Source organism: Mesorhizobium sp. M0601 (assembly GCF_040320845.1).
Lineage (GTDB): Bacteria > Pseudomonadota > Alphaproteobacteria > Rhizobiales > Rhizobiaceae > Mesorhizobium.
Map to the genome: position 1 here is coordinate 36,793 of NZ_JAMYQK010000008.1, position 26,654 is coordinate 63,446.

At 61.5% G+C, this 26,654-nt stretch carries 28 protein-coding genes and 1 pseudogene; 4 read left to right on the top strand and 25 right to left on the bottom strand.

Annotation, left to right across the window (positions count from 1 at the left end):
• Positions 1 to 26: 26 nt before the first annotated feature.
• From NKI41_RS10515 to NKI41_RS10575, 13 genes and pseudogenes are all read right to left on the bottom strand, one after another.
• A complete protein-coding gene (locus NKI41_RS10515; RefSeq protein ID WP_352471796.1) occupies positions 27 to 293 on the bottom strand; it encodes a DUF2160 domain-containing protein in 267 nt (88 codons plus the stop codon).
• A gap of 173 nt (positions 294 to 466) precedes the next feature.
• Positions 467 to 1,381 (bottom strand): carbohydrate ABC transporter permease, encoded by a 915-nt coding sequence (locus NKI41_RS10520; protein ID WP_352448784.1) that lies wholly within the window; start codon positions 1,379 to 1,381, stop codon positions 467 to 469.
• A gap of 1 nt (position 1,382) precedes the next feature.
• Complete coding sequence (locus tag NKI41_RS10525; RefSeq protein ID WP_023674893.1) at positions 1,383 to 2,249, bottom strand: carbohydrate ABC transporter permease; 867 nt, start codon at positions 2,247 to 2,249, stop codon at positions 1,383 to 1,385.
• 1 nt (position 2,250) lies between these two features.
• Complete coding sequence (locus tag NKI41_RS10530) at positions 2,251 to 3,318, bottom strand: ABC transporter ATP-binding protein (RefSeq protein WP_352682849.1); 1,068 nt, start codon at positions 3,316 to 3,318, stop codon at positions 2,251 to 2,253.
• Positions 3,319 to 3,327: 9 nt separating this feature from the next.
• Positions 3,328 to 4,407 carry an ABC transporter ATP-binding protein gene (locus tag NKI41_RS10535; RefSeq protein WP_352682851.1) on the bottom strand — a complete coding sequence of 360 codons (1,080 nt, stop codon included), beginning with the start codon at positions 4,405 to 4,407 and terminating at the stop codon, positions 3,328 to 3,330.
• Positions 4,408 to 4,446: 39 nt separating this feature from the next.
• Positions 4,447 to 5,973 (bottom strand): glycerol-3-phosphate dehydrogenase, encoded by a 1,527-nt coding sequence (gene glpD, locus NKI41_RS10540; protein ID WP_352682853.1) that lies wholly within the window; start codon positions 5,971 to 5,973, stop codon positions 4,447 to 4,449.
• 125 nt (positions 5,974 to 6,098) lie between these two features.
• Complete coding sequence (locus tag NKI41_RS10545) at positions 6,099 to 6,866, bottom strand: DeoR/GlpR family DNA-binding transcription regulator (RefSeq protein WP_023674889.1); 768 nt, start codon at positions 6,864 to 6,866, stop codon at positions 6,099 to 6,101.
• 128 nt (positions 6,867 to 6,994) lie between these two features.
• A pseudogene (locus NKI41_RS10550) lies at positions 6,995 to 8,397 on the bottom strand (pyridoxal phosphate-dependent decarboxylase family protein).
• 58 nt (positions 8,398 to 8,455) lie between these two features.
• Entirely contained in the window at positions 8,456 to 9,187 is a 732-nt protein-coding gene (locus NKI41_RS10555) for a proteasome-type protease (RefSeq protein WP_254817354.1), read from the bottom strand.
• Between the two features lie 31 nt (positions 9,188 to 9,218).
• On the bottom strand, positions 9,219 to 10,013 hold the full coding sequence (locus NKI41_RS10560) for a transglutaminase family protein (protein ID WP_352682855.1): 795 nt from the start codon (positions 10,011 to 10,013) through the stop codon (positions 9,219 to 9,221).
• 61 nt (positions 10,014 to 10,074) lie between these two features.
• Positions 10,075 to 11,016 carry an alpha-E domain-containing protein gene (locus NKI41_RS10565; RefSeq protein WP_023674885.1) on the bottom strand — a complete coding sequence of 314 codons (942 nt, stop codon included), beginning with the start codon at positions 11,014 to 11,016 and terminating at the stop codon, positions 10,075 to 10,077.
• Positions 11,017 to 11,187: 171 nt separating this feature from the next.
• On the bottom strand, positions 11,188 to 12,600 hold the full coding sequence (locus NKI41_RS10570; protein WP_352613762.1) for a circularly permuted type 2 ATP-grasp protein: 1,413 nt from the start codon (positions 12,598 to 12,600) through the stop codon (positions 11,188 to 11,190).
• Between the two features lie 172 nt (positions 12,601 to 12,772).
• Complete coding sequence (locus NKI41_RS10575) at positions 12,773 to 13,009, bottom strand: Lrp/AsnC ligand binding domain-containing protein (protein ID WP_023674883.1); 237 nt, start codon at positions 13,007 to 13,009, stop codon at positions 12,773 to 12,775.
• Positions 13,010 to 13,245: 236 nt separating this feature from the next.
• On the opposite strand from NKI41_RS10575, the gene NKI41_RS10580 reads away from it, so the two are divergent.
• On the top strand, positions 13,246 to 13,665 hold the full coding sequence (locus NKI41_RS10580; RefSeq protein WP_352682857.1) for a DUF4864 domain-containing protein: 420 nt from the start codon (positions 13,246 to 13,248) through the stop codon (positions 13,663 to 13,665).
• Positions 13,666 to 13,674: 9 nt separating this feature from the next.
• Here the strand turns inward: NKI41_RS10580 and NKI41_RS10585 are convergent, their stop codons facing one another.
• The 8 genes from NKI41_RS10585 to coaD all read right to left on the bottom strand — a co-directional run bounded on the left by NKI41_RS10585 (position 13,675) and on the right by coaD (position 19,876).
• Positions 13,675 to 15,054, bottom strand: coding sequence for a glycosyltransferase family protein (locus NKI41_RS10585; protein WP_352682859.1), 1,380 nt, complete (start codon positions 15,052 to 15,054; stop codon positions 13,675 to 13,677).
• Between the two features lie 221 nt (positions 15,055 to 15,275).
• The gene (gene tgt / locus NKI41_RS10590) at positions 15,276 to 16,406 is read right to left on the bottom strand and encodes a tRNA guanosine(34) transglycosylase Tgt (protein ID WP_352502505.1); all 1,131 of its coding nucleotides are present in this window, start codon (positions 16,404 to 16,406) and stop codon (positions 15,276 to 15,278) included.
• Between the two features lie 8 nt (positions 16,407 to 16,414).
• Complete coding sequence (locus NKI41_RS10595; RefSeq protein ID WP_352471691.1) at positions 16,415 to 16,684, bottom strand: hypothetical protein; 270 nt, start codon at positions 16,682 to 16,684, stop codon at positions 16,415 to 16,417.
• Complete coding sequence (gene queA, locus NKI41_RS10600; RefSeq protein WP_352682861.1) at positions 16,674 to 17,759, bottom strand: tRNA preQ1(34) S-adenosylmethionine ribosyltransferase-isomerase QueA; 1,086 nt, start codon at positions 17,757 to 17,759, stop codon at positions 16,674 to 16,676. The genes NKI41_RS10595 and queA overlap by 11 nt, the downstream gene beginning before the upstream one ends.
• Positions 17,760 to 17,771: 12 nt before the next feature.
• The gene (locus NKI41_RS10605; protein WP_352682863.1) at positions 17,772 to 18,170 is read right to left on the bottom strand and encodes a hypothetical protein; all 399 of its coding nucleotides are present in this window, start codon (positions 18,168 to 18,170) and stop codon (positions 17,772 to 17,774) included.
• Entirely contained in the window at positions 18,167 to 18,679 is a 513-nt protein-coding gene (locus NKI41_RS10610) for a peptidylprolyl isomerase (RefSeq protein WP_254817363.1), read from the bottom strand. Before NKI41_RS10610 ends, NKI41_RS10605 begins: the two co-directional genes overlap by 4 nt.
• A gap of 29 nt (positions 18,680 to 18,708) precedes the next feature.
• Positions 18,709 to 19,299 (bottom strand): peptidylprolyl isomerase, encoded by a 591-nt coding sequence (locus tag NKI41_RS10615; protein WP_352682865.1) that lies wholly within the window; start codon positions 19,297 to 19,299, stop codon positions 18,709 to 18,711.
• A 76-nt stretch (positions 19,300 to 19,375) separates the two neighbouring features.
• The gene (gene coaD, locus NKI41_RS10620; RefSeq protein WP_352448768.1) at positions 19,376 to 19,876 is read right to left on the bottom strand and encodes a pantetheine-phosphate adenylyltransferase; all 501 of its coding nucleotides are present in this window, start codon (positions 19,874 to 19,876) and stop codon (positions 19,376 to 19,378) included.
• A gap of 195 nt (positions 19,877 to 20,071) precedes the next feature.
• On the opposite strand from coaD, the gene NKI41_RS10625 reads away from it, so the two are divergent.
• Positions 20,072 to 20,224: a hypothetical protein gene (locus NKI41_RS10625; RefSeq protein ID WP_352540595.1), complete on the top strand. Its 153-nt coding sequence runs from the start codon at positions 20,072 to 20,074 to the stop codon at positions 20,222 to 20,224.
• Positions 20,225 to 20,277: 53 nt separating this feature from the next.
• Here the strand turns inward: NKI41_RS10625 and gyrA are convergent, their stop codons facing one another.
• Together gyrA and NKI41_RS10635 are read right to left on the bottom strand one after the other, a co-directional pair.
• Positions 20,278 to 23,088 (bottom strand): DNA gyrase subunit A, encoded by a 2,811-nt coding sequence (gene gyrA, locus NKI41_RS10630; RefSeq protein ID WP_352682867.1) that lies wholly within the window; start codon positions 23,086 to 23,088, stop codon positions 20,278 to 20,280.
• Positions 23,089 to 23,235: 147 nt separating this feature from the next.
• Positions 23,236 to 24,063, bottom strand: a complete 828-nt coding sequence (locus tag NKI41_RS10635; RefSeq protein WP_352471698.1) for a helix-turn-helix transcriptional regulator — start codon at positions 24,061 to 24,063, stop codon at positions 23,236 to 23,238.
• A gap of 86 nt (positions 24,064 to 24,149) precedes the next feature.
• On the opposite strand from NKI41_RS10635, the gene NKI41_RS10640 reads away from it, so the two are divergent.
• Both NKI41_RS10640 and NKI41_RS10645 read left to right on the top strand, forming a co-directional pair.
• On the top strand, positions 24,150 to 24,680 hold the full coding sequence (locus NKI41_RS10640; RefSeq protein ID WP_352471699.1) for a hypothetical protein: 531 nt from the start codon (positions 24,150 to 24,152) through the stop codon (positions 24,678 to 24,680).
• A gap of 74 nt (positions 24,681 to 24,754) precedes the next feature.
• Positions 24,755 to 25,384 carry a MarC family protein gene (locus tag NKI41_RS10645; RefSeq protein ID WP_023674869.1) on the top strand — a complete coding sequence of 210 codons (630 nt, stop codon included), beginning with the start codon at positions 24,755 to 24,757 and terminating at the stop codon, positions 25,382 to 25,384.
• Between the two features lie 8 nt (positions 25,385 to 25,392).
• Here the strand turns inward: NKI41_RS10645 and NKI41_RS10650 are convergent, their stop codons facing one another.
• A complete protein-coding gene (locus NKI41_RS10650) occupies positions 25,393 to 25,818 on the bottom strand; it encodes an OsmC family protein (RefSeq protein WP_352682870.1) in 426 nt (141 codons plus the stop codon).
• A 122-nt stretch (positions 25,819 to 25,940) separates the two neighbouring features.
• Positions 25,941 to 26,453, bottom strand: coding sequence for a single-stranded DNA-binding protein (locus tag NKI41_RS10655; protein WP_352448761.1), 513 nt, complete (start codon positions 26,451 to 26,453; stop codon positions 25,941 to 25,943).
• Between the last annotated feature and the right edge of the window lie 201 nt (positions 26,454 to 26,654).

Consider the following 26,654-nt stretch of genomic DNA (forward strand, 5'->3'; position numbering starts at 1 on the left):
ACGCCGCCGTTCCAACAGTTTCCCCTCTATACGTAGCGGAACACGCCGACGGCGTAGACCACGGAGAGAGCGAGAGCCCACCACAGATTGGGTCCGACTAGACCCAGCCAAGCGAGATGGATAAAGGCGCTGCCAAGCAGCGACAGGAACAGGCGGTCGCCGCGCGTCGTTTCGAACCGCAGCACGCCGACGCGCGGATTGCCGCCCGGCGAGACGTATTCCCACAACGCCATGCCGCAAAGCAGCAGAAAGATGGTTCCAAAGAAGGCCGCGGTCGGCCACGTCCAGGCCATCCACGAAAAATCGAGGTTGGACGAGAGGTTAAATCCCCACAGGCGGATATTAGCCGGATCGCTGAAGCCTACCGTTATTGCCACGAAATCGATTTGAAGTGCCACCCAGGCCACGACGACCAGGGCGAGAAACAGCACGGCCCACCACCATGGGCTTCTGTCGACCTGCTCCATCATACCCTCCCCAGGGCAAAGCCCTTGGCGATGTAGTTGCGCACAAACCAGATGACGAGCGCGCCAGGAATCAGCGTCAGCACGCCGGCGGCGGCAAGCAGCCCCCAATCCATACCGGCGGCCGAAACGGTGCGGGTCATGGTCGCGGCGATCGGCTTGGCGTCGGTGGTCGTCAGCGTGCGGGCGATCAAGAGCTCGACCCACGAGAACATGAAGCAGAAGAAGCACGCCACGCCGATGCCGCTCGCAATCAGCGGCATGAAGATCTTGATGAAGAAGCGCGGGAACGAATAGCCGTCGATATAGGCGGTCTCGTCGATCTCCTTGGGCACGCCCGACATGAAGCCTTCGAGGATCCACACCGCCAGCGGCACGTTGAACAGGCAATGCGCCAGAGCCACGGCGATGTGGGTGTCGATAAGGCCGAAGGCCGAATAAAGCTGGAAGAATGGCAGCGCGAACACCGCCGGCGGCGCCATGCGGTTGGTCAGCAGCCAGAAGAACAGATGCTTGTCGCCGAGGAAGCGATAGCGCGAAAAGGCATAGGCAGCAGGCAGTGCCGCAGCCACCGAAATCACCATGTTCATAACCACATAGGTGATCGAGTTGATGTAGCCCGAATACCAGGACGCGTCGGTGAAGATGGTGCGGTAATTCGCCAATGTCGGTGCGTGCGGGTAGAGCGTCAGCGACGAGACGATCTCGCCATTGGTCTTGAAGCTCATATTGATGAGCCAGTAGATCGGCAAAAGCAGAACGATGATGTAGAGCGTCGGCACGATCCACCACCAACGCGACTCCTCGCCGCGACGGCGCATCAGCCGTGCGATCTCGTCCTGCCGTAGCGTGCTGGCGAGCCCTTCCGAAGCTGTCGTCTCGCTCACCCTATCGGCTCTCTCTTCGGTGCGGCTCATCTCAACGCTCCGCGTCGTAATTGGTCATCACGGTGTAGAACACCCATGACAACAACAGGACGATAAGGAAGTAGACCAGCGACATCGCCGCCGCCGGGCCGAGGTCGAACTGGCCGAGCGCGGTCTTGACGAGATCGATCGAAAGAAAGGTCGTCGAGTTGCCGGGTCCGCCGCCGGTCACCACGAACGGTTCGGTGTAGATCATGAAGCTATCCATGAAGCGCAGCAGCACGGCGATCAGCAGCACGCGGTTCATCTTCGGCAGCTGGATGTAGCGGAACACCGCCCAGCGCGAGGCACCGTCGATCTTGGCCGCCTGATAAAAGGCATCCGGGATCGAGACCAGGCCGGCGTAGCAGAGCAGAACGACGAGGCTGGTCCAATGCCAGACGTCCATGATGATGACCGTGACCCAGGCGTCGTATGGGTCTTGCACATAATTATAGTCGATGCCGAGCGCGTTGACGTAATAACCGAGCAGGCCAATGTCGTTGCGCCCGAACACCTGCCAGATGGTGCCGACGACGTTCCACGGGATCAGCAGCGGCAACGCCATCAAAACAAGGCAAACAGGCACGCCCCAACCCTTCTTCGGCATATTGAGCGCAATGAAGATGCCGAGCGGCACTTCGATCGCCAGGATGATGAAGGAGAAGACAAGGTTGCGGATCATCGCCTGCCAAAAGCGGCTGGAGGAAAGCAGTTCCTCGAACCATTCCGTGCCGGCCCAGAAGAAGACGTTATTGCCGAAAGTGTCCTGCACCGAATAATTGACGACCGTCATCAGCGGTATGACCGCCGAGAACGCCACCAGCAGCAGCACCGGCAGCACCAGGAACCAGGCTCTGTTGTTCCAGGTCTTTTCCACTTCAGGCTCCCATCTCGACGCGCCAGGAATTGGCATAGATGTTGATGCCGGCCGGGTCGAACCGCACCTTCGGATCAGCCGGAACTGTCTCGTCCTCGCCGATGACGGCGGCGATCTCGCGCCCTTCAAGATTGGCACGGACCACCTTGTGGCGGCCGACGTCCTCGACCTTGCTGATCCGGACGGCCATGCCCTTACTGCCCAGGCGCACATATTCGGGACGGATGCCGAGTTCGATGGCGCCGCCGCCCGCCTTGGGCACGCCCGGCAGTTCGATCTGCTGCGAGCCCAGCTTCGCTATCTTGCCGTCGATCGCCACCGGCATGACATTCATGCCGGGCGAGCCGATGAAATAGCCGACAAAGGTGTGGCGCGGGCGCTCGAACAGCTCCGCCGGTGTGCCGATCTGCACGATTTCGCCGTCATACATGACGACCACCCTGTCGGCGAAGGTCAACGCCTCGGTCTGGTCGTGCGTGACATAGACCATGGTATAACCGAAGCGGCGGTGAAGCTGCTTCAACTGCGAGCGCAGCACCCATTTCATATGCGGGTCGATGACTGTCAAAGGCTCGTCGAACAGGATGGCGTTGACGTCGGAGCGCACCAGCCCGCGCCCGAGCGAGATCTTCTGCTTCTGGTCGGCGGTCAGTCCGCGCGCCTTTCGTTTGGCCATATCGGCCAGCCCGGTCATCTCCAGCGTCTCGCGCACCTTGCGGTCGACGTCGGGCTCCGGCACGCCGCGATTGCGCAGCGGGAACGCCAGATTGTCGTAGACGGTCATCGTGTCGTAGATCACCGGGAACTGGAAGACCTGGGCGATGTTGCGCTCTTGGGTCGACAGATTGGTCACGTCCCTGCCGTTGAACAGCAGCTGGCCATGCGAGGGATGCAGCAATCCCGAAATGATGTTGAGCAGCGTGGTCTTGCCGCAGCCGGATGGGCCGAGCAGCGCATAAGCGCCGCCATCCTCGAAGGTGTGGTGCACTTCCTTCAGCGCGAAATCGGCATCCGTGCGCGGGTTCTGCAGATAGGAGTGGCGGATATGATTAACATCGATGCGCGCCATCGCTTCCTCCTAGGCCGCCAGCTTCGGCGCGGCCACGGCACGGCCGTGCTCGTCGAAGACCATGATGTGGCGCGGGTCGATGAACACCTCGACCTCCTCGTCCGGCTCGAAGTCGCGAATGCCATGGGTCAGCATGACCCAGCGCGCATCGGCAAAATCGAGATGGACGAAGCTTTCCGATCCGGTGATCTCGGTGATCGTCACCTTTGCGCGCACCGGCACTGCGGCGGCGTTGGGCCGATCGAGGGACAGATGATGCGGCTGGAAGCCGATCGTATAGATCGCATCGGCAATGCCGAAGAGTTCCGCCGGCACCGGCAATTTCACGCCGCCCTCGAGCAGGAAATCCAGACCCTTCTTGGCAAGCACGATGGTGTTGAGCGGCGGATCGGCGAAGGTTCTCGCCGTCACCAGATCAACCGGTTTGCGGAACACTTCGATGGTCGGCCCGAACTGGGTGATGCTGCCTTCGGAAAGCGTCGCCGTGTTGCCGCCGAGCAGCAAGGCTTCGTGCGGCTCGGTCGTGGCATAGACAAAGATTGTACCGGCGGCCGCGAAGACTTTCGGCAGTTCCGCGCGTAATTCTTCGCGCAGCTTGTAGTCGAGATTGGCGAGCGGCTCGTCGAGCAGCACGAGGCTGGCATTCTTGACGATCGCGCGGGCCAGCGCGGTGCGCTGCTGCTGGCCGCCCGACAGACTGAGAGGCGTCCGGTCGAGATAGGGCGTTAGTTTGAGAAGGGCGGCGGCATTGCGCACCTCCCTGTCGATCGTTGCCTGCTCAGTGCCGGCCACCCGCAGCGGTGAGGCGATGTTTTCGTAGACCGTCATCGCCGGATAATTGATGAATTGCTGGTAGACCATGGCGACGTTGCGCTTTTGCACGGGCATGCCGGTGACATCCTTGCCATCGAACCAGACCGAGCCCGAGGTCGGCACGTCGAGGCCCGCCATCAGCCGCATCAGGCTGGTCTTGCCGGAGAGCGTCGGCCCGAGCAGGACGTTGAGCGAGCCGTGCTGAAGCGTCAGCGAGACGTCGCGGATATGTTCCGCCGCACCCACCGTCTTCGTCACATTTCTCAGTTCAAGCATGATGCCTCCTCCCAGGCTTTCTGCATCAGTCGGCCGTTCCTATTCGGCAGCCGCTACGTGCTGCCGGCTTATTCCGCGCATGAACTCGTCGAGCACTGCCGCCTGCTCACGGCTGAGACGCAGGCCGCGCTTGGTCCGGCGCCACAATACATCCTCGGCAGTCATCGCCCATTCGTTTTCGACGAGGTAGCGCACCTCGGCTTCGTAGAGATCGGCGCCGAAGTTGCGGCCAAGATCGACGTTCGACTTGGCGAGGCCCAGCAGCTTCCTTGCGCGGGTGCCGTAGAGCCGGGTCAACCGGCGGGCCAGCCGGGCGTCGAGGAACGGGTACGCCGTTTTCAGTTTCGCCACCTCGGCATCGAAGCCGGTGACGGGAAAGTCACCGCCGGGCAGCGGCGCGTTTGCCGTCCATGGTTTGCCGCGCTTGCCGAGAAAACCCTCGATCTTCTCGAGCATCGATTCCGACAATCGGCGGTAGGTCGTGATCTTGCCGCCAAAGGCGTTGACGATCGGGGCGGCACCCTCGCCTCCATCGGCCTTCAGCACATAGTCTCGGGTGGCTTCCTGCGCCTTTGAGGCGCCATCGTCGTAGAGCGGTCGCACCGCGGAATAGGTCCAGACGATATCCGACGGCTTGACCGGCTGCACGAAATATTCGCTTGCCGCAGCGCAGAGATAGTCGATCTCGGCGTCATTGATCCTGACGTTGTGCGGATCGCCGGGATAGTCACGGTCGGTGGTGCCGATGAGCGTGAACTCGTCCTCGTAAGGGATGGCGAAAATGATGCGCCCGTCCTTGTTCTGAAAGAAATAGGCGCGTGGGTCGTCGAATTTCGTGCCCACGACGATGTGGCTGCCTTGTACGAGGCGGACATTGTGCACGTCGTTCAAGCCGACGGTGGCCGACAGCACCTGATCGACCCACGGGCCGGCGGCATTGACCAGCAGCCGCGCCTTGACCTCCTCGGTATCGCCGGTCCGCACATTTTCAAGCCTGACCGTCCAGAGATTGCCTTCGCGGCGTGCGCTGACGACCTTTGTTCGGGTTCGAATGGTTGCGCCGCGCTCGGCAGCGTCGCGGGCGTTCAACACAACCAGCCGGGCATCGTTGACCCAACCGTCCGAATATTCGAACGCCTTTCGAAACAGCGGCTTCAGCGGCTTGCCGGCCGGATCCTTGGCCATGTCCAGCGTTTTCGTCGGCGGCAGCAATTTGCGCCCGCCAATATGGTCGTAGAGGAAAAGCCCGAGCCGGATCAGCCAGGCCGGACGCAGTCCCTTGGCGTATGGCAGCACGAAGCGCATCGGCCAGATGATGTGCGGCGCGTTCCTCCACAGGACCTCGCGTTCCATCAGCGCTTCGCGCACCAGACGGAATTCGTAGAATTCGAGATAGCGCAAGCCGCCGTGGATCAGTTTGGTCGAGCCGGAAGAGGTCCCGCTGGCCAGATCGTTCATCTCGGCAAGAAAAACCGAAAAGCCACGTCCAACGGCATCGCGGGCGATGCCGCAGCCATTGATGCCGCCACCGATGACGAAAATGTCATGAATCGGTGATGCGCTCAAAGAATCCTCCCTCGATTTCGCATTGCAGCATTTTTGGGTTCTTGCGAAACCGTACGGGAATTATTTCGAAATGATAACGAATGTCAAACGAAATGTGATAGGCGGAAGATGCCGCGACGGCATCTCTAGGATAGCGACGTTTCGATCAGCTGAACTTCTGCCTCCTGGCAGATCTTACGCACCGACGGGATGTCGCAACGATCGGTGATAAAGGTGTTGACCTGCGACAGATGGCCGATGCGGACGGGCGCGGTGCGCTCGAATTTGGTCTGGTCCGACACCAGGATCACATGTCGGGCGTTGGCGATGATCGCCTGAGCCACCTTAACCTCGCGAAAATCGAAGTCGAGCAGTGCGCCGTCATGGTCGATGGCCGAGGCGCCGATCACCGCAAAATCGACCTTGAACTGCCTGATGAAATCGACCGCGGCCTCGCCGACCACACCGCCGTCGGAACCGCGCACGACACCGCCGGCGATCACCACCTCGATCGAAGGATATATGCGCATCCTGTTGGCAACATTGATGTTATTGGTGATGACCATCAGGCCGCTGTGATCGAGCAGCGACTTGCTGACAGCTTCCGTCGTTGTCCCGATATTGATGAACAGAGACGCGTTATCGGGGATCAGCCGGGCTGCTGCGCGGCCGATCGCCTCCTTCTCCTCGGCGGCGATCTTGCGCCGAGCCTCATATTCCATGTTCTCGATGCCGGAGGGGAACAATGCCCCGCCATGGATGCGGGACAAAAGCCGCTGGTCGCAGAGATCGTTGAGATCCTTGCGGATCGTCTGCGGCGTCACGTTGAAATGCGTCGCCAGTTCCTCGACCAGTACGCGGCCATGGTCCTTGGCCATCTGGATGATTTCGGAATGACGCGGCGACAGATACATCTAGCAACCTCTCATTTTCGTTTTTCTCGTCTATAGCTGAAAACGAAAGCCATGAACAGGTATGGGCCGGCTAATGAAAATCGGGCGACTGCAGCGAGAAAAGCTCCGGTGCAATCTCGACGAGGCTATCAACTCAGCCCCCGCGCGATCTCAGTGATGACCGAGAAAGCAGTATCGACGTCCGCCGCAGTCGTTTCGAACTGCCCGACCTGAAAGCGGATCGCCACCTGCCCGTCCACCCGGGTCTGCGTCAGGTAAATGCGGCCGTCATCGTTGATCGCGCTGACCAACCGCAAATTGTGCTCGTCAGAGTCGATGGCCGCAGCCGCGAGATGGCGGAATGAGAATAGCGACAGCATGGGTTCCGTGACGATCTCGAAATCCGGTTCCCGAGCCAGCCGCGCGGCGAGGCTCTCGCTCCAGGCAACATGGTTGCGGATCATGTTCCGCAGATTTTCCAAGCCATGCGCACGCAGCAGGAACCAAAGTTTCAGAGCGCGGAACCTCCGTCCGAGCGGCACCGACCATTCGGAGTAGTTGATGACCCCGTCGCGGCCATGCGTTTTCAGGAATTCGGGCTTGATCGCCAGCGTGCGGACCAGCTCTTCCGGCTGGCGGATGAACTGCATCGAGCAATCGAACTGTGCCCCCAACCATTTATGCGGGTTGAAGACGATGGAATCGGCATTTTCGGCGCCGGTCCAGAAATGCCGGAACTCGTGGCAGATCATGGCGGAGCCGGCCCATGCGGCATCGACATGCAGGTAGAGCCCGTGCCGCTTCGCCACCTCGGCAACAGCCGCCACATTGTCGGTGCCGCCGGTACTTGTGCCGCCGACGCTGGCGATGATGCCCGCCGGCAGCATGCCGTTTTCGCGGTCGGTAACGATCGCGGCTTCCAGAGCCGCCGTCTGCATGGCGCGGAAGCGTCCGGCGACCGGAATGCGCACGAGGTTCGCCTCGCCGATGCCCGACACCCAGATCGCCCGGTCGATAGAAGTATGGACCTGGTCGGAAGAATAGATCCGCACGACCGGCTGCCCTTGCAAGCCGTTCTTGTTGCCTTGCCAGTCGAGCGCGCGCTCGCGCATTGTCAGCACGGCGGCAAGCGTCGCCGATCCTGCATGACGCCGGAAAATCCCTCCGGCAAACCAAGCGCCTGCCGCATCCAGTCGACGACACGCGTCTCGAGCTCGGTTGCCGCCGGCGAGGTCTGCCAGAGCATGCATTGCGCGGCCATCGCGGAAACCAGATACTCGGCCACCACGGAGACCGGTGCCGCGTTAGCCGGGAAATAGGCGAAGAAACGCGGATGCTGCCAGTGCGTCATGCCCGGCAAGATCTTTTGTTCGAAATCGGCGAAGATTGCCTGCATCGTTTCGCTGTCTTCCGGCGGCGCGGCATCGATGCTTTTGAAGATTTCGCCCGGCTCGACAAGCGGCCGCACCGGTGTTTCGCGAAGGCCGTTTCTGTAGTCGACGCCCCATTCAGCCGCTCGCAGCGACCATTCGCGGAATTCGTTGCTATTCATCTTCGCCTCCGTAGCGCCTCATCGAGCCGCGATCAAAGAGCACGAAAAACGAAGGTTTTCATTCGGGAAAATCAGGCAGACTGGCAAAGGCGGTCTTCAGCGCGTTCGACCAGCTATCCGAGATCGTACGATAATATTGATCGTCCTGGGTTATTCGCTTTTTGAGGCCGACCTTGAAAGTGTCCTTTTCATAGAACAGCAGGTCGAGCGGCAGGCCGACCGACAGGTTCGACTTCAGCGTCGAGTCGAACGACACCAGCAGCAACTTCACCGTCTCGGCGAAACTCATGGTCCTTTCATACGCACGGATAATGATCGGCTTGCCGTATTTGGTCTCACCGATCTGGAAGAACGGCGTGTCGTCGGTGGATTCGATGAAATTGCCTTCCGGATAGATCATGAACAGGCGCGGCGCGCTGCCCTTGATCTGACCGCCGAGGATGAAGGAGGCGTTGAAGTAGGAATCCGCCTTTTCGCCCGCCGGCGACGAACTGGCGATGACCTCCTTGACGGTGTCTCCGACCAACCGGACTGTCTGGTACATGGAGGGCGTTTCGAGCAGTGTGGCACGGCGCTCCGCCACTGCCTTGGTGCGTTCGTCGAGCAGGCTGACCACGGCCTGCGTCGTCGCCAGATTGCCGGCCGACATCAAAACGATGACGCGCTCGCCCGGCTCTTCCCAGACATGCATCTTCCTGAAGGTCGAGATCGAATCCATGCCGGCGTTGGTGCGCGTGTCCGACATGAACACGAGCCCGCGATCGATCTTCAGGCCGACGCAATAGGTCATCGAATCTCTTTGGCAACAATCTTGCCGGGGATTACTGCTCCACGGTGACGGTGACCGCAAGCTGTTCTTCCGCCTGTCCCAGCCGAATTCCAGATACCGGCGTGGCGTCGCGATAATCGCGGCCGGTCGCCACCTTCACATAACGCTCGTCCGGAGAAATGCCGTTGGCGACATCGAAGGCGACCCAGCCGAGGCCCGAGATATGCGCCTCGGCCCAGGCGTGGCTTGCCGCCTGCTCGATGGCCGCATCCATCATCAGGTAGCCGCTGATATAGCGGGCCGGAAAATCCATGGCACGCGCCGCGGCAACGAAGATGTGGCTGTGGTCCTGGCAAACGCCGGTCTTGAGCGCCAAGGCCTCTTCGGCCGGCGTCGTCACGTTGGTGGTGTCCGGCGTATAAGCGACGCGCTCGCCGATCACCGCCATCAACCGGTGCAGCCTTTCGATGTCGGTACCCTTGCCGACCGAGGCAGCAAGCTCGCGAATGCCGCTTCCGATCGTCGTCAGCGGCGTTTCCTGGCCGAACAGCCAGAGCGGCGCGAAACCCTGGTGCGGTCCGCAGACGCCAGCGGTGTCGCGCGTCACCACTTCGCCGGCTGCTTCGACGGTGATGAAGTCGCGCTCGCCCTCGACGCTCAACAGCCGGGTATCATTGCCGAAATGGTCGGTGAAGCGCACTTCCTCGCGTGCGCCTTCGATCCTCAGCGCCCAGGACAGCACCGTCTGGGTGCGCCCGTTCACCGGGAGCAGCCGCAAACGCTGCAACAGATAATGCACCGGCGCATCGTAGCGGTATTCGGTCCGGTGGGTGATCTTCAGCCGCATCGCACTCGTCCCTGGAGCATGAGCTTTTCCGAAAACCGGTCTCCGCTTTTTGGGATCATGCTCAATAGAACCTGTAATCCTGCGCGATCTCGTCGCCGAGCCTGGTGTTGTCGCGGATGAAATTGGCCAGGAATTCGTGCAGGCCGGCGTCGAAAATATCCTTGATCGACCCGGCCGTCAGCATGGCCTGGGTCTTGGCAGCCGTCGCATGACAGGCGTGGCGCTCCCCATAGTCGTCACCCAGGAATTTGAGATGCTCCGTCAGGAAGCGGTAGCAAAAGGTCAGCGAGCGCGGCATGCGGACGTTGAGGATCAGATAATCGGCGATGTTGCTCGGCTTGTAGTCGGCATCATAGACCCAGCGATAGGAACGGTGCGCCGACACCGAGCGCAGGATCGATTCCCACTGGTAGTTGTCGAGCGTCGAGCCGACCCAGGAGATCGACGGCAACAGCACGTAGTATTTCACATCCAGGATGCGCGCGGTGTTGTCGGCGCGTTCGACATACGTGCCGAGCTGCGAAAAATCGAAAATCTCGTTGCGCAGCATCGTGCCGTAGAACGAGCCGCGGATCAGCGCCGTCTCGCGCTTGATTGCGTCGAGCGCGTTGGGCAGGTCGCGCTCGTCGATCGGCTTGGCCAGCATCCGCTTCAGCGACATCCAGGCCTCGTTGATGCTTTCCCAGGTTTCACGCGTCAGTGCGGTACGCACCATGCGGGCATTGTTACGGGCCGTTTCGATAGACGACATCGTGCTCGACGGGTTCGATGTGTCGCGCAGCAGATAGTCGGCGACATTGGCGGCGGTGTAGTCGGAATATTTCTGCGTGAAGCTGGCGTCCGAACCGGCGCTGAGCAGCACCGAATTCCACTCCTCCGAAGCGTTCTGGGTACGAGTCAGCGCCATGCGCAAGCCGGCATCCACCAGCCGCGCCATGTTTTCCGCCCGCTCGATATAGCGGTTCATCCAGTAGAGCCCGTTGGCAGTGCGGCCGAGAAGCATGTCAGGCGGTCCTGTGGTGAATAGTGAAAGGTGAATGGTGAATGGTGACTATCCAGATCCCAGGGCACGATTCCGCGCGCTTCACTTCAGGGCATTTCACCAACATCAACGACCCGTATCCTTACCTATTCACTATTCACTATTCACTATTCACTACTCGCTACTTCAACTCTAATCATCCAACACCCACGTATCCTTCGTGCCCCCGCCTTGCGAGGAATTGACGACCAGCGAGCCTTCCTTGAGCGCTACTCGGGTCAGCCCGCCGGGCACGATCTGGATACGGTCGGAAACCAGCACATAGGGGCGCAGATCGACATGGCGCGGCGCCAGCCCCTTGTCCGTCAGGATCGGACAGGTCGACAGCGCCAGCGTCGGCTGAGCAATGTAGTTCGACGGTTTTGCCGCGAGCTTTTTGGAAAACTCCTCGCATTCCTTCTTGGTCGCCGCCGGACCGACCAGCATGCCGTAACCGCCGGAACCGTGGACCTCCTTGATAACCAATTCATCGATGTGCTCGAGCACGTATTTCAGGCTGTCCGGCTCCGAGCAGCGCCAGGTCGGGATGTTGCCGAGGATCGCCTTGCGGCCGGTATAGAATTCGACGATCTCGGGCATGTAGGAATAAATCGCCTTGTCGTCGGCGATGCCGGTTCCCGGCGCATTGGCGATCGTGATGTTGCCGGCGCGGTAGACGTCCATAATGCCCGGCACGCCAAGTGCCGAGTCGGGGCGGAAGGTCAGCGGATCGAGGAACGAGTCGTCGACACGACGGTAAAGCACGTCGATCTGCTTGTAGCCCTCGGTGGTGCGCATCGCGACATGGCCATCGACGACGCGCAGATCCTGCCCCTCGACAAGCTGCACGCCCATCTGGTCGGCAAGGAAAGCATGTTCGAAATAGGCCGAGTTGAAGCTGCCCGGCGTCAGCACGGCAATGGTCGGCGCGCCCTTGGTGCTTTGCGGCCGCACTGCCGCCAGCGACTGGCGCAAGAGCTGCGGGTAATTCTCAACTGGCCGCACCTTGATCTGCTGGAACAGCTCGGGAAAGAGCTGCATCATCGTCTCGCGGTTCTCCAGCATGTAGGAGACGCCGGACGGCGTGCGCGCATTGTCCTCCAGCACGTAGAACTCGTTCTCGCTGATGCGTACGATGTCGACGCCGATGATGTGGGTATAGACGCCGGCCGGCGGCCGCACCCCGATCATCTCGGGCAGGAACGCCTCGTTCTTGGCGATCAACTCCTTCGGCACCCGGCCGGCGCGTAAGATCTCCTGGCGATGGTAGATGTCGTCGAGAAAGGCGTTCAGCGCCTGGACGCGCTGCTCGATGCCTTGCGTCAGCCGTCGCCATTCATTGCCCGAAATGATGCGCGGAACGATATCGAAGGGTATCAGCCGCTCCGATGCTTCCTGCTCGCCGTAGACGGCGAAAGTGATGCCTGTCTTGCGAAAGACGCGTTCGGCGTCCTGCATCTTCTCGGTAAGTCTGGCCGGGTCCTGTTCCTTCAGCCAGCGATCGTAAGCCGAATACGGTTTTCTCAGCCCGGAAACTTCCGGAAGCATTTCATCGAACGCTGCCAATCGCATACTCCCCTGTGGCGCCATTTCACTGGCCTGGCTGGAGAAAATCAAGCGCAATCGGTGATTTGTTGGGCGCCGGCGATCAGTATATCGCACTTGCCTAAAATTAAGGCAGCACCAATAGGGCCTTGATCAGGCTTTGCCTGGTGTCCGGGCAGATGCCGGATGCGGATCAAAACGCGCGAAAGGTGACGACCGTGAACGTGTCCTTGATGCCGGGAAGAATCTGCACTTTCTCGTTGACAAAGTGGCCGATGTCTTCCTCGTCGTCGACATAGAATTTGGCGAGCAGGTCGTAGTTTCCGGCTGTCGAGTAGATTTCCGAAGCAATCTCGGCATCGGCCAGGGCGCTGGCAACGTCGTAGGCCTTGCCCAGATCGCACTTTATCTGCACGAAAAATGCCTTCATTGCCTGGTCCTGCTCACATCGCACGCTCTAATCGAGCGGCCCTTGTGGCAGACTGCCGTTCGCCTTTCAAGCATCGGCAATCGCTCAGGCTGTTCTCGCCTCGACAATGCTTTCTCGGCTCGGACACGGACTGCCACGCCGAATGTTTGCGCTCGGCTGAAACCCTGAAGCACTGCAAAGCGTATGGTATCATGTACCTTCAGGCAGCGATTTCTCAGGGACAACGGAGACAGGCCATGCGCCGCGCGTTTTTCGCATTCGCAGTCGTTCCATTCATTTTCGCATCCCAGGCCTTTGCTGGCGACGCCGAAGTCAAAGCGGCGCAGACAGTCATCGATGGGCAGTTGAGGGCCTTCATCGCCAATGACGGAATGACGGCCTACAGCTTTGCCGCACCGAATGTGAAACGCATCTTTCCGACCGTCGATACCTTCATGAACATGGTGACAAAAGGCTATCCACCGGTGCGCCAACCGCAGACCTACTCCTTCGGCAAGGTTCGTGAGACGAGCCCGACCTCGATCATCCAGCAAGTGCTGATCGTCGGCCCGGATGGCAAGGACTACGAGGCGGTCTACACGCTCGAACTACAGCCTGACGACAGCTTTCGGATCACCGGCTGCAGCCTGCGTGCGTCCACGTCGCTCAGCACCTAAAGGGGTGTTTCAATCCTGTCGCCGGTAGAGCGTCCAGCTCAGGCCAGAAAACCCCCAATGCCTCGACGCATCGGCCCGTTCATACGCCAGAGCGCATGCGGCCGTCGGTTGGACATGTTCGGCTTGTTTGTCCACGTCCCCCTCGAGGACCAGCCAGGCGGGCCGTTCGGTGCACATCCCGTCGTCTGTGACCAGCAATGCCCGACGATCCATTCGCGCCGCAAAATAGTTGACGACAATGGGGGTGCGGAAATTACCGTCGCTGGCATAGGTGGTTGCGCCGTTCCTGGTCATTTCATCAACGATAGCGGCGTAGGAGCCGCGTCCATATTGATAGAACTGAAGCAGCGACGAAATGCTTCCACTCACCACGATCGCCAGCGCTCCCATCGCAAGCAGCCTGGCAGTCCCGCGAGCATCCAAGCCGCGGCCAATCATCTCGCCGGCCCAGAGCAGCAGCAATGTTCCGCTGATGATGAAATAGCGCGGGAACTCAAGGTTGGGCAGATGCGCCGCCGCCATGAGCAAAGGCAGTCCGATAATCCCGATGGCATAAAGGCTGGCTCGACGACCGCGCCAGACACCGGCGGAGAGGCCGACAAGACCGCAGGCGGCAACGATATAAGGCCCGTCGCCAAACCAGGGTGGCAGGCCGAACAGAGAGCGGATCATCCCGCCATAGCCCTGCGCGAAGGCGGCAATCGAGAATGGCGAAACACCACCGACACTGAAGCCGAACAGCCTGCAGCCGACAAACACGCCGACAGCCAGCGGCAGCACGGCAAGCAAGCCCGGCAGGAAGATCGACGCCAGGTCCGCAACGACGCGGCCGACCTTCGCCGTACGCTGCCAGGCGAGCCAGGCGGTCCAGATTGCGAGGACCGCCACCATTCCGATCATTGTGAGATGGCACAGGAAGCCGAAAAGGATCGCCGCTGCCAAGGCCGCGCCAGACCACCGTCTATTGTCGAGCCGGCGCTCCAGAAAAACCACCGAGAGCAGCGTGAACAGCACAAGGCCGGCATAGCCGCGCGCCTCCGAGCCGTAATGGACCATTGGGTAGCTCACGGCAAACAACAGGCTTGTGGCAATCATCGCCTGTCGTCCGCGCGATGCGGCGCTCGCTGCCGCCGCACCGATCGTGGCAACACCTAAAGCTATCGACAGACCTCGCTGGATCAGCGGCGAAGCATCGGGGCCAATGAGATAGAGATAGACCGAGTTGAGGAAATGATTGTTGTCGTGATTGACGCGCCAGAATATCTGGTCGATCGAGGTCAGCGGCTCGATCAGCGCAAAGCTCCAGATCTCGTCCAGCCAAAGGTCGCCGCGCGCGCCAAGCAAGCGCAAGACCAGGCCGGTCACTGCGATCGCCAGAATCGCAAGCAACGACCCAGCCGTCCATCGCTGAACCGCGATGGGGGTCGAAGGCGAAGGCTCGGCGATGCCGTTCGTCCGCACCGTCGTGCCAGGAACTGAAACTTGCCGCGAAACGAACAGGTTCTTGATCCTCGCCCGATGTCGTCCGGCAATGCTTATTGGGCAGTCGTTTCAAAACAGTTCATGGCAGGGACAACTCCTCCCTGGAGCCGGATTCCTGGCGAGCATGCCTACCGGACGGCGAGGTCACCGTTTGCCCATTGCTGCGTGATGATCTCGGCTTCTTCGGCGAACCTGCCAGCCTCGATCGCTTCACGAATGTCGCGCATCAGCTGCTGGTAATAGGACAGATTGTTCCAGGTCAGGAGCATCGCCCCAAGCGCCTCTTGCGAGCGCACCAGATGATGCAAATAGGCCCGCGAATAGTCGCGTGCGGCCGGGCAGTCGCTTGCCTCATCGAGCGGACGCGGATCGTCGGCATGGCGGGCGTTGCGCAGATTGACCTTGCCGCGCCGTGTGTAGGCTAGGCCGTGGCGCCCTGCCCGCGTCGGCATCACGCAGTCGAACATGTCGATGCCGCGCGCCACCGACTTCAAAATGTCGTCCGGGGTGCCGACGCCCATCAGGTAGCGCGGCCGGTCAGCCGGCAGCTCCGGGCAAGTGATGTCGAGCATCTCCAGCATCACCGCTTGCGGCTCGCCGACAGCCAGCCCGCCGATCGCGTAGCCCTTCAGCTCCATTGCCTTCAGCGCCTGCGCCGAGCGCAGCCGCAGATCCGGCACGTCGCCGCCTTGCACAATGCCGAACATCGCCTTGCCGGGCTGCTCGCCGAATGCCGTCTTGCAACGCTCGGCCCAGCGCAACGACAACTCCATGGCACGCTCGATCTCGTTCTGCTTGGCCGGCAGAGCCGTGCATTCGTCGAGCTGCATCTGGATGTCGGAATCGAGCAGCCCCTGGATCTCTATCGAACGCTCCGGCGACATCTCGTAGGCGCCGCCGTCGATATGCGAACGGAAGGTAACGCCGTTCTCGGTCAGTTTCCGCAGCTTCGACAGCGACATCACCTGGAAGCCGCCGCTGTCGGTCAGGATTGGATGCGGCCAGCGGGCGAATTCATGCAGGCCGCCGAGCCGCGCCACGCGCTCGGCGCCGGGTCTTAGCATCAGGTGGTAGGTGTTGCCGAGGATAATGTCCGAGCCGACGCCGCGCACCTGATCCATATACATGGCCTTCACCGTGCCGCCGGTACCGACCGGCATGAAGGCAGGCGTGCGGATTTCCCCGCGCGGCATGGTGATTGCACCACGCCGCGCCCTGCCGTCGGTCGCCAGCACCTTGAAGGTGAATGCGTCAGTCATTGAATTCCCTAGCCATCGAACTCCTTGTCGAATACCGGCGCGTCCGGGGCCTGCTTGTCGAGTGATTGCCGGTAGCGGATGCAGCCGCGCATGAATTTCGGCCACGGCGGCACGGCAATCGCCGGGTCGGTCTTTTCGGGCAAAAGTGACCAGAGGTCGGGATGGTGCCAGCACAGATCATGGCCGGTGGCGTCGCGGTGTTGGCGGATGCCGGCGCGCAGTTTCCTGACCTCGGCGATCAAGGCTTCCCGGTCGAAGGTTTCCAGGTCATCGTCCATCGGTATCCTCCCTGAACAGAAGACTTGCGTCTCCATAGGAATAAAACCTGTAGCGATTCTCGATGGCATGCGCATAGGCCGCCCGCATCGTCTGCAAACCGCAGAAGGCCGAAACCAGCATGAACAGCGTCGAACGCGGCAGATGGAAATTGGTCATCAGCAAGTCTGCGGTCTTGAAACGATAGCCGGGCGTGATGAAGATGTCTGTCGGGCCTGACCATGCGGCCAGCCTGCCGTCCTCGCCAGCCGCGCTCTCCAATAAGCGCAGCGATGTCGTGCCGACGGCGATAATGCGCCCTCCTTTTGCTTTCGCCGCATTCAGCGCCTCGGCGGTTTCCGGGCTGACCGAACCGGTTTCGGCGTGCATCTTGTGGTCGGCGGTGTCGTCCGCCTTCACCGGCAGGAACGTGCCGGCGCCGACATGCAGCGTGACGAAACGGCGCTCTATGCCCTTGGCGTCGAGCGTCGCAAACAGCTCCGGCGTGAAATGCAGCCCTGCCGTCGGCGCGGCGACCGCGCCCTCCTCCCTCGCATAAATGGTCTGATAGTCGCTGCGGTCGCGTTCGTCGTCGTCACGCTTGGAGGCGATGTAGGGCGGCAGCGGGATGTGGCCGACTGCATGCAGCGCCTCGTCGAGGAACGGACCTGACAGGTCGAAGCCGAGCAGCACCTCGCCGCCTTCTCCCTTCTCGATCACGTTCGCGTCGAGCTGGCCGAGAAGGCAGGAATTGGCGTCATGACCGAAATGGATACGATCGCCGGCGGCGATGCGCTTGCCCGGACGCATGAAGGCGAGCCAGCGGTCGGGCGCCATCCGCATATGCAGCGTGGCTTCGACCTGCGCCGCCGCCTCGCCGCGCCGCCTGATGCCTTTCAGCTGTGCCGGAATGACCTTGGTGTCGTTGAAGACCAGCACATCACCGGCCTTGAGCAGGGCCGGCAGGTCGCGCACCGTCCGGTCTTCGAGCCCCTCACCCGGCCTGACCACCAGCATCCTGGCACTGTCGCGCGGCTCGGCTGGGCGAAGCGCGATGCGCTCCTCCGGCAGATCGAAGTCGAAAAGGTCGACGCGCAAGAGATCCCCGCCTCAAGGTTCCGGGCAGGTCACCGCCCAGGCGCCGACACCGTCTATGCTCAATGTGCCGCCCATCGCGAAGCTGGACTGCTCGCTGGCCTTGACCAGCCGCAATTTGGCGACGATCGAGCTGATGCCTTCGTCGGTGAGGTCGATCAGCATGCGCTCGTCGTCTTCGAATGCCTGTCCAACGATGACTTTCGTTGAGCCTGGCTGTCCATCCGTGGTCCATGTCTTGCCGCCGGCATCCAGCCACACACGCGCGACCGCAATGACGGCCGTGTGTCCCATCAAAACGTCGATCGATGCCGCGCCGCCGTCGGCGCTGCAGACGATCGATTCCGTTGCCAGCGCCGGAGTGGCCGCCGCGACGAGCACAAATGCGATTGCCGCGACAGCCCGGCCGGTCATTTCACGTCGGCCGCGACCTTGAGCGACACGATCTTGTCAGGATCCTGCACCGGTTCGCCGCGCTTGATCTTGTCGACGTTGTCCATGCCTTCGATGACCTGGCCCCATACCGTGTACTGGCGGTTGAGGAAGGCGGCATCGTCGAAGCAGATGAAGAACTGCGAATTGGCCGAGTTCGGGTTCTGCGAGCGCGCCATCGAGCAGGTGCCGCGGCCGTGGTTGGCGTTGGAGAACTCGGCCTTCAGATCGGGTTTGTCGGAACCGCCAGTGCCGGCGCGCGATGGCGCGAAAGACGGCTTGTTGGAATTGCCGAACTTCACGTCGCCGGTCTGCGCCATGAAGCCGTCGATGACGCGGTGGAAGACCACGCCGTCATAGGCGCCTTCGCGCGCCAGCTCCTTGATACGGCCGACATGGCCGGGCGCCAGATCTGGAAACAATTCGATGACGACCTTGCCCTTGGTCGTGTCCATGATAAGCGCGTTCTCGCGGTCCTTGATTTCGGCCATGTCAGAAATATCCTTTTGAACAATTGGGGTTACTTGCCGTCCGCGGCGATGCGCACCTTGATCATGCGATCGGGGTCGGTCACCGTCCCGTTCTGCGCCTCGTCGCCTTTCTTGATGTGGTCCACCAACTCCATGCCGCTGACGACATTGCCAACGATGGTGTACTGGCCATCGAGCGGCGGTGCCGGCGCGATCATGATGAAGAATTGCGAATTGGCGGAATTCGGATCGTCGGAGCGGGCCATGCCGACCACGCCGCGCTGGTAGTGCTCCGTGCTGGAGAATTCGGCCGGCAGGTCAGGAAGATCGGAGCCGCCGGTGCCGACAGCGTCGGCATTGAAGCCGCTCTTCATGTTGCCGAACTTGACGTCGCCGGTCTGCGCCATGAAGCCGTCAATGACGCGGTGAAAGGCGACGTTGTCGTAGGCGCCCTGGCGCACCAGCTTTTTGATCTGCGCGACGTGCTTCGGCGCAAGGTCGGGCCTCAGCGCGATGGTCACGTCGCCGTCCTTCAGCGTTACGATCATGGTGTTTTCCGGATCGGCGGCAAAGGCCGACACGGATGCGGTCACAAGACCGGCAAGCACGGCAAGCAAGAAGGCAAGCTTTTTCAGCTGCATGGGATCTTTCTCCGAATATCTTCGTTCATGCATGTCGTTACCCAAAGCCGGGTTCCACTTTTGGGTGACATGCATTTTATTTCGCGAATTTGGCGGTGAGCGCGCCGGCCACGGCCGCCGGCACGAAGGGGCGGATGTCGCCTCCCATCGAAGCTATCTGGCGCACAAGTGTGGCGGTAATGGTGCGCACTGAAGGGCTGGCGGGCAGGAACACCGTCTGCAGCTCCGGCGCCATGGTCTCGTTCATGCCGGCCATCTGCATCTCATAGTCAAGGTCGGTGCCGTCGCGCAGGCCGCGGATCATGATCGAGGCGCCATGCTTCCTGGCCGCGTCGATTACCAACCCGTCGAAGGCGACTACTTTGATACGCGCACCGTCGCTGCCGAATTCCGCCTTCGCGGCCGTTTCGATCAGGCCAACCCGTTCCTCGAAGGAAAATAACGGCTTCTTGCCGGGATGGATGCCGATCGCCGCATAGATTGTATCCGCCACGGCCAGCGACGCCTTCAGCACGTCGAGATGGCCGTTGGTCAGCGGGTCGAAAGAGCCGGCATAAAGGGCGATGCGTTCGGTCATGGCAGGTGCTTCTAGCGAGCCTCTCTCCTAAAGGCAAATCCGATCGCCAGCCCGCGCCGTGAACCTTTTGGCCGACGTGAACGACAGATGAATGTGCCGCTGACAACAGCTTCACGCAGTGTTCACTAAGTTGCAGCTGCAGGAGATGAAACCAAACACCCATCTAATCGTTGTTAGGCGCAGGAGAACACGCACATGCTGATCTACATGCTCGCCACCGCAATGACCGTCGCCATGCTGATCGCCACCGTATTCGGGTTGCATCAGGAAGCACAGCGCGTCCGCGCCAAGGCCAATACCAAGCGGTTCGAAGGCTTCGGCAACCGCAGGCCTTATCGCCGCTTCTAGATTGCGGGTGTCTTCACACGCCGGCCCACAGGGCTGGCGTCGTCGTGCCAAACTCACTCGACGGAAGTATCGGGCTCCCTACCATCGGCATCGGCAACAGCGCCGCTTTCAGCATCGACACTCTCTTCGATCTCTTCATCCGCTTGCGGTTCTGAAATTCGCTCCACCGAAACGACCTTCTCGCCCTCTGCGGTATTGAAGATGGTAACGCCCTTGGTGGCGCGGCTGGCGAAACGAATGCCGTTCACAGGAACACGGATAACGGTGCCGCCATCCGAAACCAGCATGATCTGATCGTCATTGCCGACCGGGAAGGTCGCCACCAGGCGGCCGATTTCGGCTGTTTTCGAGACGTCGGTGGCGCGAATACCCTTGCCGCCACGGCCAGTCAGGCGGAAATCGTAGGACGATGAACGCTTGCCGTAGCCATATTCCGTCACCGTCAACACGAACTGCTCGTGCGCCTTGAGGAACTCATAGCGGTCGTCGGAAAGCTCCGCCTCTTCGCCGACCTCTTCATTGGTGAGCTGGATTTCTTCCTCCTCGCCGGCCGCGATGTCAGCAGCGAGCCGGCGTTCGGCCACCACCCGCTTGAGGTAGGCGGCACGTTCCGCCGGCGGCGCATCGACATGCTCGATCACCGCCATCGAGATCACCCGGTCGCCATCGGCCATCGCAATGCCGCGCACGCCGACCGAATTGCGGCTCTGGAAGACGCGTACGTCGCTGACCGGAAAGCGGATGCACTGGCCGGAACTTGCCGTCAAAAGCACGTCGTCATTGTCGGTGCAGGTCTCGACGCCGAGGATCTCGTCGCCTTCCTCGTCCAGCTTCATGGCGATCTTGCCGTTGCGGTTGACCTGGACGAAGTCCGACAGCTTGTTGCGACGCACGGTACCGCGCGTGGTGGCAAACATGACGTCGAGCTCGCCCCAACTCGTCTCATCCTCCGGCAGCGGCATGATCGTGGTGATGCGCTCGCCCTGTTCGAGCGGCAGCATATTGATCAGCGCCTTGCCGCGCGATTGTGGGTTGCCGATCGGCAGGCGCCAGACCTTTTCCTTGTAGACGATACCGCGCGAGGAGAAGAACAGCACCGGCGTGTGCGTGTTGGCGACGAACAGCCGGGTGACAAAATCCTCTTCCTTGGTCGACATGCCGGAGCGGCCCTTGCCGCCGCGGCGCTGCGCCCGGTAGAGCGACAGCGGCACGCGCTTGATGTAGCCGGAATGGCTGACCGTGACGACCATGTCCTCGCGCTGGATCAGGTCCTCGTCTTCCATGTCCGCCCCGCCCTCGGCGAGCTCGGTGCGGCGCGGCGTGCCGAACTCGTCGCGCACGGCGATGAGCTCGTCCTTGACGATCTGCTGGACGCGGGCGCGGGACGAGAGGATGTCCAGGTAGTCCTTGATCTCGTCGCCGATCGTGTTCAGCTCGTCGGCGATCTCGTCGCGGCCGAGCGCGGTCAGGCGCTGCAGGCGCAGTTCGAGGATGGCGCGCGCCTGCTCCTCGGAGAGATTGTAGGTACCATCCTCGTTGATGCGATGGCGCGGATCGTCGATCAGAAGAATCAGCGATTCCACGTCGCCCGAAGGCCAGCGCCGCTCCATCAACTGCTCGCGCGCCGTCTGCGGATCCGGAGCGCTGCGGATCAGCTTGATGACTTCATCGATGTTGGCAACAGCGATGGCAAGGCCGACCAGCACATGGGCGCGGTCGCGCGCCTTGCGCAGCAGGAATTTCGTGCGCCGGCTGATCACCTCCTCACGGAAGGCGACGAACGCCTTCAGCATGTCGGTCAGCGTCAGCAATTCCGGCTTGCCGCCGTTCAGTGCCACCATGTTGGCGCCGAAGGACGTCTGCAGCGGGGTGAAGCGGTAAAGCTGGTTGAGGATGACATCGGCGACGGCGTCGCGCTTCAGTTCGATGACGACGCGGTAGCCCTGGCGGTCGCTCTCGTCGCGAATGTCGGAAATGCCTTCGATGCGCTTGTCGCGCACCAGCTCGGCCATCTTCTCGATCATCGACGCCTTGTTCACCTGATAGGGAACCTCGGTGATGACTATCGATTCACGATCGTTGCCGCGCGCCTCGACGTTGACGCGGCCGCGCATGACGATGGAGCCGCGGCCGGTCGAATAGGCGCTGTAGATGCCGGAACGGCCAAGCACGATGCCGCCGGTCGGGAAATCCGGTCCCGGAATGATCTCCATCAGCGCCGGAAGGTCGATCGCCGGATTATCGATGAGGGCAATGGCGCCGTTGCAGACCTCGCCCAGATTGTGCGGCGGGATGTTGGTGGCCATGCCGACGGCGATACCGCCGGAGCCGTTGACCAACAGGTTCGGGAAGCGCGCCGGCAGGACTTTCGGTTCGCTGCCCGACGCATCGTAAGTGTCCTGGAAATCGACGGTGTCCTTGTCGATGTCTTCCAGCAACTCATGCGCGACCTTGGTCAGCCGCGATTCCGTGTAGCGCATCGCCGCCGGCGGATCGCCGTCGATCGAGCCGAAATTGCCCTGCCCGTCGATCAGCGGCACGCGCAGCGACCAATCCTGCGCCATGCGCACCAAAGCGTCGTAGATCGAGGCGTCGCCATGCGGATGATATTTACCCATCACGTCGGCGACCGGGCGTGCCGATTTCACATATTTGCGGTTCCAGTGATAGCCGCTCTCATAGGCGGCGTAGAGGATGCGGCGATGCACCGGCTTGAGGCCATCGCGCACGTCCGGCAGCGCGCGGCTGACGATCACGCTCATGGCGTAATCGAGATAGGAGCGCTGCATCTCCTCGATGATGGATATCGGCTCGATGCCGGTGGGGCCGCCGTCGGCGCCGCGCGGTGTCTTTTGGTCGGTCAAATCGGATCACAATCTAATCAGGAATCACTTGGTGCTTATATAGGAAGCCAGCCTGAAACTCCAACAATCGCGGCAGTTTTCCAGTGTGGTTTTTAGCGGCAAATTCAAAAGGATAAACCAATTGCGACGATATGGCCGTGTACCCTTTCACGGGCGTCGCCGGCGGGCGCGATAAGTACCCGGCGCCTCGCCCATCAGCCGCCGGAAACGGCGATTGAAGGTTGATAGATCGTTGAATCCCGCCGAAAAGGCAATCGCCGAAATCGTCTGATCCGACGTCCGCAGCCGCACGGCTGCCCTGTGCAGCCGCGCTCTCAGCAGGAATTGGTAGGGCGTCATACCGGCAACGTGCCGGAAGGTGCGCAGGAAATGGTAAGGGCTGGTGGCGGTCTCGTCGGCGAGTTCGGCAAGCGAGATCGGCCGGTCGGCATCGACTTCGATGCGCCGCACCGCTTCGGCGACACGCTTCTGGTCACGGCGGCTCGGCGTCCGTCCCCGATCCGTAGCGCTGCAAGCCGCAGTTACCGCGGCACCGGCAATGCGCAGGGCGAGTTCCTCGAACACGCCGGTGTCGGCCATCTCGCGCGCCGCCTCCGCTTCGGCAAGCAGCGGCACCAGCGCCGGCAAGGGCGGCAGGCGCGGCGTTCCGAAATCGAGCGTCTTGGCGCCCGGCACGTCGGCGACGATCCGCTCCATATAGGCCGGTCCGAAATGGAAGGAGAGGCAACGGTCGCCGGCGCCATGCTCGTGCCCGCATTCGTAGCATGTGCCGGGATTGCCGAGCAGGAGCGCGCCCGGCGCCAGCATCGCCGTGCCCTCGCGCGCACGATAGCGGAAGGTGCCGTTGGTTACGGCGGCAACGCAGAAATCCCGATGCTCCTCCTCGAATGGCCTGTCGGCGGCGCTGGCGGTGCAGATGACATCCGACACCTGCCAGCCTCGGCCCGACGCCAGCCTGTGCGCGCTCGTCGTCATCGCCGAAACATAGCAACTTTTCCCAAGCGCAGAACCCCTGTCGGCGTCTATGCTTGCCGGTCTCCTGACAAGATGAGAGCGAAGCCATGTCCAATTCCTTTGCCAAGGTCCTGCACAGCGATGGGCCCGTACCGGCCCTTGCCGAGAAACTGAATCTTTATGGCCGCTTCGTCGGCGCCTGGACGTTCGACGCCACGCGCCATCTCGAGGACGGTCAGGTGCTGACCGGGCGCGGCGAAGTGCATTTCGGCTGGGTGCTCGAAGGCCGCGCGATCCAGGACGTATGGATCCTGCCTGCCCGTGACGCCGGCCCCTCGCCCTCGCTCGGCAAATGGACCTTCTATGGCACGACGTTGCGCGTCTACGATCCCGGCGTTGACGCCTGGCACATCTTCTGGAGCGATCCGCGCAATCAGTACTACAGCCGCCAGCTCGGCCGTGCCGAGGGCGACACCATCATCCAGCAAGGCGCAGACGGCACCGGATCTGCTGTGCGCTGGAGCTTTTCGCGCATCACCGAAAATTCGTTCCGCTGGCTGGGCGAACGCTCACAGGACGACGGCGCTACCTGGCGTCTTGAAGTCGAGTTTCTGGCGCGCCGGGCCGTCAGCCCCTGATCCGCACGGTTTCCACTGGCTCCGCTTTGCTCTACCAATCCCGTTATCCGGCTTTGCCGGCGGGGAGGGTCAGCATGCCGAGCTTCGACAGCCTGTTCAACGCCTTCGTCACCATACTGGTGACGATCGATCCGCCCGGCCTGGCGCCGCTCTTCCTCGCCGTGACCCGCGGCATGAACCGCGAGGAGCGCAACCAGGTCTCCGTGCGCGCCTCGGTCATCGCCTTCCTGGTAATGGCGTTGTTCGCAATCGCCGGCGCGTCGATCCTGTCAGTCTTCGGCATCACTCTGCCGGCCTTCCGCGTCGCCGGCGGCTTTCTGCTGTTCTTCATCGCCTTCGAAATGGTGTTCGAGCGCCGGCAGGACCGCAAGGAGAAGATCGGCGACGTCGCCATCACCAGGGACATGATCCACAACATCGCCGCCTTTCCGCTGGCGATCCCGCTCATTGCCGGTCCCGGCGCGATTTCGGCGACCGTCCTGCTCTCAAGCTCGTTTCAGGGTTTGGGCGCGCAGACAGCCCTTGTCGGCATCATCGCCATCTGCCTCGTCATCACCTACCTGGTGTTCGTGCTGTCAGAGCGCATCGACCGTATCCTCGGCCAAACCGGCCGTTCGATCCTGACAAGGCTGCTCGGCGTCATCCTGGCGGCGCTCGCCGTACAGTTCGTCGCCGACGGCATCAAGGCGCTGATGGCGACGTAGGAACAGCCCTACTTCGCTGTCGTTTCAATGACTTCGAAGTCGTGGGTAATCTCGGCAGTCTTGGCCATCATTGCCGAGGCCGAGCAGTATTTCTCGATCGAAAGCCCGATCGCCCGCTTCACCTTGTCGTGTGATAGCGACCGGCCCTTGACGACAAAATGCATGTGAATGCGGGTGAACACCCTGGGATCGGCTTCTGCTCGGTCGGCATCGAGTTCGACCACGCAATCTTCGACCGCCTCGCGCCCCTTTTCGAGGATATGGACCACGTCATAGGCCGAGCAGCCGCCAGTGCCGATCAGCACCAGTTCCATTGGGCTCGGCCCCGGCGTCTTGCCCTCCGGCCCGAACGCAGTGCCTAGCACCAGCTTGTGCCCATTGGCGGACTCGCCAACGAAAGTGCGCTCCTCGACCCATTTGACCCTTGCCTTCACCTGATACGTCCTTTCACCGCTCAAACGCACAACGTCCCGAAAATCCAAGACAGATTTTCGGGACGCCATTTCGTGGCCAAGGTGCCGGCGCTTTTCGCCGCAAGGGCAGTCCGCCCGAGAAATCAGAACGGGATTTCGTCGTCCAGCTCGCGCGACGAACCACCGCCGCCGCCCTTGTTGGCGCCACCGCGATTGAAACTTTCGCCCGGGCCGGATTGGCCGAAATCGGAACCGCGGCTCGCACCACCACCGGCATAGTTGCCGACCTGGCCGCCGCCCTCGCCCCGCGCATCGAGCATCTGCAGCTCGCCGCGGAATTTCTGCAACACGATTTCGGTCGTATAGCGGTCATTGCCGGTCTGGTCCTGCCATTTGCGCGTCTGCAGCTGGCCCTCGACATAGACCTTCATGCCCTTCTTCAGATACTGCTCGGCCACCTTGGCGATCTGGTCGTTGAAGATCACGACATTGTGCCACTCGGTCTTTTCCTTGCGCTCTCCGGACGTCTTGTCGCGCCAGCTTTCCGACGTCGCGATGCGGATGTTGACGACCGGGTCACCCGAATTCAGGCGGCGGATTTCAGGGTCCGCCCCGAGGTTGCCCACCAGAATGACCTTGTTGACGCTACCCGCCATGATACTTCTCCGCGCTCATCCGAAACCGAATTTTTGTCGCCGCACCTTACAGGCTATGGACAATCCCTGCCTGCCGTCGCTGCCTTTTCCCACAAGGTTTTTGTTCTCTTTTCGTTCTATAGGACAGGCCCTGCACTGTCAATAGTTGTCAGTAAGAAGTAGTGTCTTGGCGTCGAATTTCCACAGACCATGGGATCGAGG